The sequence below is a fragment of the Phyllobacterium sophorae genome (assembly GCF_003010965.1).
Classification (GTDB): domain Bacteria; phylum Pseudomonadota; class Alphaproteobacteria; order Rhizobiales; family Rhizobiaceae; genus Phyllobacterium; species Phyllobacterium sophorae.
This window is the reverse complement of record NZ_PGGM01000009.1, coordinates 228,690-235,508: the sequence shown is the minus strand read 5'-3', so window position 1 is coordinate 235,508 and position 6,819 is coordinate 228,690. Positions and strand designations below refer to the sequence as shown.

Annotated in this window: 6 protein-coding genes; 2 read left to right on the top strand and 4 right to left on the bottom strand. The window is 56.7% G+C overall.

Annotation, left to right across the window (positions count from 1 at the left end):
* The coding region (locus CU103_RS31775) for a hypothetical protein (protein ID WP_210203795.1) at positions 1-277 on the top strand (277 nt) is incomplete at its 5' end.
* A gap of 77 nt (positions 278-354) precedes the next feature.
* On the opposite strand, the gene CU103_RS19500 is transcribed toward CU103_RS31775, so the two are convergent.
* The 4 genes from CU103_RS19500 to chvE all read right to left on the bottom strand — a co-directional run bounded on the left by CU103_RS19500 (position 355) and on the right by chvE (position 5,516).
* The gene (locus CU103_RS19500) at positions 355-1,380 is read right to left on the bottom strand and encodes a histone deacetylase family protein (protein ID WP_106665704.1); all 1,026 of its coding nucleotides are present in this window, start codon (positions 1,378-1,380) and stop codon (positions 355-357) included.
* A gap of 180 nt (positions 1,381-1,560) precedes the next feature.
* On the bottom strand, positions 1,561-2,760 hold the full coding sequence (mmsB, locus tag CU103_RS19495; RefSeq protein WP_106665703.1) for a multiple monosaccharide ABC transporter permease: 1,200 nt from the start codon (positions 2,758-2,760) through the stop codon (positions 1,561-1,563).
* Positions 2,757-4,286 (bottom strand): multiple monosaccharide ABC transporter ATP-binding protein, encoded by a 1,530-nt coding sequence (mmsA, locus tag CU103_RS19490; RefSeq protein WP_106665702.1) that lies wholly within the window; start codon positions 4,284-4,286, stop codon positions 2,757-2,759. Before mmsA ends, mmsB begins: the two co-directional genes overlap by 4 nt.
* Before the next feature lie 174 nt (positions 4,287-4,460).
* Positions 4,461-5,516: a multiple monosaccharide ABC transporter substrate-binding protein gene (chvE, locus tag CU103_RS19485; protein WP_106665701.1), complete on the bottom strand. Its 1,056-nt coding sequence runs from the start codon at positions 5,514-5,516 to the stop codon at positions 4,461-4,463.
* A gap of 308 nt (positions 5,517-5,824) precedes the next feature.
* Between chvE and araD1 the strand changes: the two genes are divergently transcribed.
* On the top strand, positions 5,825-6,817 hold the full coding sequence (araD1, locus tag CU103_RS19480) for an AraD1 family protein (RefSeq protein ID WP_106665700.1): 993 nt from the start codon (positions 5,825-5,827) through the stop codon (positions 6,815-6,817).
* Positions 6,818-6,819: the final 2 nt, after the last annotated feature.

Sequence of the window (6,819 nt, the reverse complement as noted above, 5' to 3'; positions counted from 1 at the left end):
CAAACAAACCCAACCTTCCGGTCAGGCACAAAAGCCTTCCGGTTTACACAAAACCGGAAAAACCGAAAAGAATGTCACTTCCGCAACAATCCCTAAAGCTCTCAAAGACCGCCTGCCTCAGCATTCCCGCCTAGCAAACCTTAGGGCGCATTCAGCAACCGCCAGCGGCGCCCCGCCCTCGTTGTGCCGGTATATAGACCCCACCCAACAAAACTGTCAACACACCTTTTTCAATTTTTCCAAACTTTTCCATCTCAACAACATACCCTGGGGATAAGTCTTTCGGATTAGGGCCTTGAGCACCCATTTTACAGGCCTTCGATGCGGCCGGCGATTTGCCGGCGAAAAAGAAAATCAGGCCGCCGCACCAAACCCCGTGAGGAATGAGGTGAGATTGTCACCAAGCTCATCGCAGAGGTAGCCGCCCTCCTGGACGATCACCGTCGGCAGGCGGAGTTTCGCGATCGCCTCGGCGATGCGTGCAAAGCCCGGTGTGGAAACACACAGCCCGCCGAACGGATCGCCTGCGAAAGCGTCGAGACCGAGGGCAACAACCAGCGCCTCCGGCGCAAAAGCCTCAATGCGCTTGCTGGCAGCGGCGACCGCTTCCAGAAAAACGTCGTCACCGGACTTGTGCTGGAGCGGCAGGTTACAATTGTAGCCGAGGCCAGCGCCCTCGCCGCGCTCGTTGGCATAGCCCCAGAAGAAGGGATAGAAATTGACTGGATCCGCATGGACCGAAAGGGTCAGTACATCGCGACGCGCGTAGAAAATGCCCTGCGTCCCATTGCCGTGATGCAGATCGACATCCAGAATTGCAACGCGTGCAGCCTTTGTGCGCAATCTTTGTGCTGCGACCGCCGAATTGTTGATGAAGCAAAAGCCGCCCGCGACATCGGCGAATGCATGATGGCCGGGCGGGCGGCACAAAGCATATGCCGCAGGTGCACCCGACATCACCGATTCTGCAGCCCCCACCGCGCTCCAGGCACTCCAGCAGGCGCTTTCCCAGGTCTGCGCCGAAATCGGGCAGGACGTATCAGCCATGTGGTAGCCGGCCTGCCCCACGGCAGAAGCCGGATAGCTTCCCGCGCGCGTGAACGGGTGAATATTGGGAACCACCTCCGCGGATGCGCCAGGAAGGAGCTGCCAGCGCTGGTGGATATTCTGCAGGAATTCCAGGTATTCCGGACTATGCACCGCTGCAATCGGACCGGGCCCATAATTGTCCGGGCGATGAACGGTACTGCCCGCAGCACGCGCACCGGCGAGCAACCGCTCCGTGCGTTCCGGCTTTTCCGGATTGGGCTTTGGCGCCCCGCTCGAAAGGAAGCCCTTCGGATCGTGGTGTTTCTGCTCTTGCGCGTAAAAAGTTTTCATGAGCACTCCTGTTCGACACGGCTTTCCGCAGATAGCCGCCAGCGATGCACCGGGCCCGCCATACCATCAGTATTCATGCATTCCGCAAACGCAGTGTCAAAAAAACACAATCCGGCACTCACAAACGCAAGCGGCCCCGTCTTTGTGGGACGGGGCCGCTTGGTTCAAAGAGACAGCTATCTATGCCTTGTTCTTGTTGTAGACGTCGAAGATGACGGCCGCGAGGAGGACAAGGCCCTTGATCACCTGCTGCCAGTCAATATTGACGCCCATGATCGACATGCCGTTATTCATGACGCCCATGATGAAGGCACCGATCACCGCACCCATCACCTGGCCGACGCCGCCCATTGCCGACGCGCCGCCGATGAACACGGCCGCGATCACGTCGAGTTCGAAGCCGAGGCCCGCCTTCGGTGTCGCGGTGTTCAGGCGTGCTGCGAAGATCAGACCGGCGAGCGCCGCAAGAACACCCATGTTGACGAAGGTCAGGAAGGTCAGCCGTTCGGTCTTGATACCGGAAAGCTTCGCTGCCTTCTCATTGCCGCCCATCGCGTAGATGCGGCGGCCGACCGTCATGCGCTTGGTGACGAAGACGAACAGCGCAATCAGGATCGACATGACGATCAGGACATTCGGCAGCCCCTTATAGGAGGACAGCAGATAGGTGAGGAACAGCACGATACCGGCGATGATCAGGTTCTTGGCGACAAAGAGTGCAAAGGGTTCGCCCTCATAACCATGCTTCTCGCGCTTGGCCCGGCCGCGCACACTGAAATAGATCATCAGCGCCACGAGGATGATGCCGACGAGCATCGAGGTGATATTGAAGCCGGGATAGGCGAAAAAGTCGGGAATGAAGCCGGAACTCAGCAACTGGAATTGCGGCGGGAATGGACCGACGGACTGGCCACCCAGCAGCCACAGCGCCAGCCCGCGGAACACGAGCATGCCGGCCAGGGTGACGATGAACGAAGGTATCTTGTGATAGGCAACCCAGTAGCCTTGAGCCGCGCCAATGGCGCCGCCCATGACGAGGCAAAGAATCGTCGCCGGAATGTAGTGGATTTGCCATCGCACCATCATGACGGCGGCAAGCCCACCGATGAATCCGGACACCGAGCCAACCGAAAGGTCAATGTGCCCAGCCACAATCACCAGCAGCATGCCGAGAGCCATGATGATGATGTAGCTGTTCTGCAATACCAGATTGGTCAGGTTGACCGGCCTGAACAACACACCGTTGGTGGTGAACTGGAAGAAGAGCATGATCAGAATGAGTGCCAGCACCAGACCGTATTCGCGGTAGTTGCCTTTCAGCGCGGATCCGTCCGTCTTGAAGTCTTTTTTCCCTTGGGTTGCTGCGGTTTCAATAGTCATGATGCTTTCCCTTCAGCACGGATAATGGCGCGCATGATTTTTTCCTGGCTGGCTTCGCTGGCCGGCATTTCGCCGACAAGCCTGCCCTGGTTCATCACATAGATCCGGTCGCAGACGCCGAGCAGCTCTGGCATTTCCGACGAGATCATCAGCACGCTTTTGCCTTCGCTTACCAGTTGGTTGATGATCGTATAGATTTCGTATTTTGCGCCGACGTCGATGCCGCGTGTCGGCTCGTCAAGAATCAGCAGATCCGGATTGGCAAACAGCCATTTCGACAGGACAACCTTCTGCTGGTTGCCACCGGAAAGGTTCCCGGTCTTCTGATAGATGCTCGATGAACGGATATTGGTTTTGCGGCGGTATTCGTTCGCCACCTTCAGTTCCGCCATGTCATCAAGCACGCCATTGTGCGAAACGCCGCCAAGATTGACGATCGTGGCATTGTGCTTGATATGGTCGATCAGATTGAGGCCGAAGGTCTTGCGATCTTCCGTGACATAGGCGATGCCGTTGTCGATCGCCTTGCCAATGGTCGAGACGTCAGCTTTCTGACCCTTGATGAACACCTCGCCGCTGATCTTGCGTCCGTAGGCCTTGCCAAAGACGCTCATCGCAAATTCAGTACGCCCGGCGCCCATGAGCCCGGCGATGCCGACAACCTCGCCCTGGCGGACATTGAGGTTGATGCCATTGATGACGGTGCGATCGCTGTGGATATGGTGATGGACCACCCAATCCTTCACCTCGAACACGACCTCGCCAATGTTGGGTTCACGCTGCGGAAAGCGGTCGGCCAGCTGACGCCCGACCATGGACGTAACAATCCTGTCTTCCGAAATCTCGTCCTTGTCGAGGGTTTCGATCGTAGCGCCATCGCGCAGCACCGTAATGCGGTCCGCAACCTTCCCGACTTCGTTCAGCTTGTGCGAAATCAGGATCGAAGAAATGCCATGGGCCTTGAACTCGAGGAGCAGCGCCAGCAATGCGTCGCTGTCCTTTTCGTTGAGGCTTGCCGTCGGCTCATCGAGGATGAGAAGCTCGACTTCCTTCGATAGCGCCTTGGCAATCTCCACCAGTTGCTGCTTGCCTACACCGAGATTGGTGATCAACGTCAGCGGATCTTCTTTCAAGCCGACTTTGGCGAGGAGTTCCCGAGTGCGGTTTTCCGCAACGTGCCAGTCAATGACGCCGAATTTCGCGGGTTCATTGCCGAGGAAGATATTCTCGGCAATGGACAGGAGCGGAACCAGCGCCAGCTCCTGATGAATGATGATGATGCCCTGCTTTTCACTGTCGCCAATATCGCGAAAGTGCTGCTCCTGACCGTTGTAGAAGATTTCGCCCTCATAGCTGCCGTGCGGATAAACGCCGCTCAGCACTTTCATCAGGGTCGACTTTCCGGCGCCGTTCTCGCCCACCAGAGCGTGAATTTCGCCTTTACGTACATCGAGGTTGACATTGTTCAGCGCTTTCACACCAGGAAAAGTCTTGGTGATGTTGCGCATTTCGAGGATGGTTTCCATCGAGATCCTCATCGACGCTTCTGCAGCAATATTGCCTGCTGGGGCGTCGTTTCCTTCTGCAATTTATATTTGGCTCTGCGCCCTTGCGCCACCGAAAACATTTTCCGGCAAGCCCCTATCGACATGGCAACGAACCCTGCGCGGTAAACGCAGGGTTCGGCATTGATCAAAGTCCTACTTGATCTGGTCTTCCGTATAATAGCCGCCGCCAATCAGGATTTCTTTCCAGTTGGTCTTGTCGACTTCAACGGGCTTCAGCAGGTAGGACGGAACCACCTTGACACCATTGTTATAGGTCTTGGTGTCGTTGATTTCCGGCTCTTCACCCTTGAGAACCTTGTCGATGAGGTTGGCCGTTACCTTGGCCAGTTCACGCGTGTCCTTGTAGATCGTCGAGTACTGCTCACCGGCAATGATCGACTTGACTGAAGGGACCTCGGCATCCTGTCCGGAAACGAACGGGAATGGCTGGTCGGCCGTGCCGTAGCCGACACCGCGCAGCGACGAAAGGATACCGATCGACAGACCGTCGTAGGGCGAAAGGACGGCATGGACCTTCTTGTCGGTATAATACGCCGACAGGAGGTTATCCATACGTGCCTGGGCAACAGCACCATCCCAACGCAGCGTGCCGACCTTGTCCATGCCGGTCTGACCGGACTGGACAACAAGCTTGCCGCTGTCGATCAGGGGCTGCAGGACGGACATGGCGCCATCGTAGAAGAAGAAGGCGTTGTTATCGTCAGGTGAACCGCCGAACAGTTCGATGTTGAACGGGCCCTTTGCCTCCGGAAGGCCAAGGGCCTTGACGAGCGAACCTGCCTGCAGGACGCCGACCTGGAAGTTGTCGAAGGTGGTGTAGTAGTCGACATTGGCAGAGTCGCGGATCAGGCGATCATAGGAGATGACCTTGATGCCGGCATCGTGCGCCTGCTGCAGAACGTTCGACAGCGTCGTGCCGTCAATGGCGGCGATCACCAGAACCTTGACACCTTTGGTGACCATGTTCTCGATCTGCGCGAGCTGATTTGGAATGTCGTCTTCCGCATACTGCAGATCGGTGCTGTAGCCGCGTTCCTTCAGTGCCTTGACCATGTTATCGCCATCGGCAATCCAGCGCGCGGACGACTTGGTCGGCATGGAAATGCCGACGGAGCCCTTGTCCTGAGCGAAGGTCTGCGTACCCATCACACCAAGTGCGATCAATCCCGCGGCAAATAGTTTGAGCATTTTCACGTCTGTTCCTCCCAGTTTTCAATCATGTCCGATGCTATATCGCCGGCTGCGACCGATATTCCTGCACCGAACCAGTTCCTCCCAGAGCGGGGTCGCTTCAACATCTATCCGAAAAGTATGACTTTTGGAATAGGGCTTTCGCTACGTTGTGGAAATCACCCACGCCCGCTGGTTCCGCCCTTGGCCACTTCCGCCAAAGACCGTTTACATCAATATAATACTATTATACTATTTTTGAAAAGAGTGGTTCTCGCGCTTGCGGGGGCGATAATTCATATACCCAAAAATCCGGGAGGAAAGCCTTGAATCTGGTTCAGTTGACGAATGCCAATGGAAAGCGGCAGGTCGCCGTACGTGTTGGTGACGAATTCCGGCAGGTGAAGCGTACACGATCCGTACTTGAGCTGGCGCACGCGGCGATCGAAGCGAAGACCGGCATCGCGAACATCGTGGAAAGCCGTGGAGTTGGCAAGAAACTGGATATCGCCACTGCCTATGCGGAAGGCCGCCTGCTTCCACCGGTCGACACGCACGACCCGGCGCACATTCATCTGACCGGTACGGGTCTGACACATCTCGGATCGGCGGCGACGCGCGATGCCATGCACCGCAAGATCGGCGACGCCCAGGAAGAAACCCTGACCGATTCGATGAAGATGTTCCGCATGGGTCTGGAGAGCGGAAAGCCGAAGAAGGGCCAGACCGGCGTCCAGCCCGAATGGTTCTACAAGGGCAATGGGTCCATGTTGACCGGCCCCGGGCAGCCGTTGCTATCGCCAGCTTTTGCCGATGATGCCGGCGAAGAACCGGAGATCGCGGGTATCTATGTAATCGGCCCGGATGGTTCGCCCTTCCGCATCGGCTTCACACTCGCCAACGAATTTTCCGACCACGTGATGGAACGTGTCAATTATCTCTACCTCGCTCATTCAAAGCTGCGGCCCTGCTCGGTTGGTCCCGAATTGATCGTCGGCGATCTTCCCGCCGATATCCGGGGGGCTTCCCGTATCGTGCGCAAGAACAAGACCATCTGGGAAAAGCCCTTCCTTTCGGGCGAAGACAACATGTCCCACACGATCGCCAATCTCGAACATCATCACTTCAAATATGCAGTGTTCCGCCAACCCGGCGATGTTCATGTCCATATGTTTGGCACCGCAACGCTCTCTTTTGCCGATGGTGTGAAAGCAGAGAATGGCGACGTGTTCGAGATTGAAGCGCCTGCTTTTGGCTTACCGCTGCGTAACCCGCTCAAGGTCGAAAAGCCGTTGAAGGTTAAAGTGACCGCCCTGTGAAT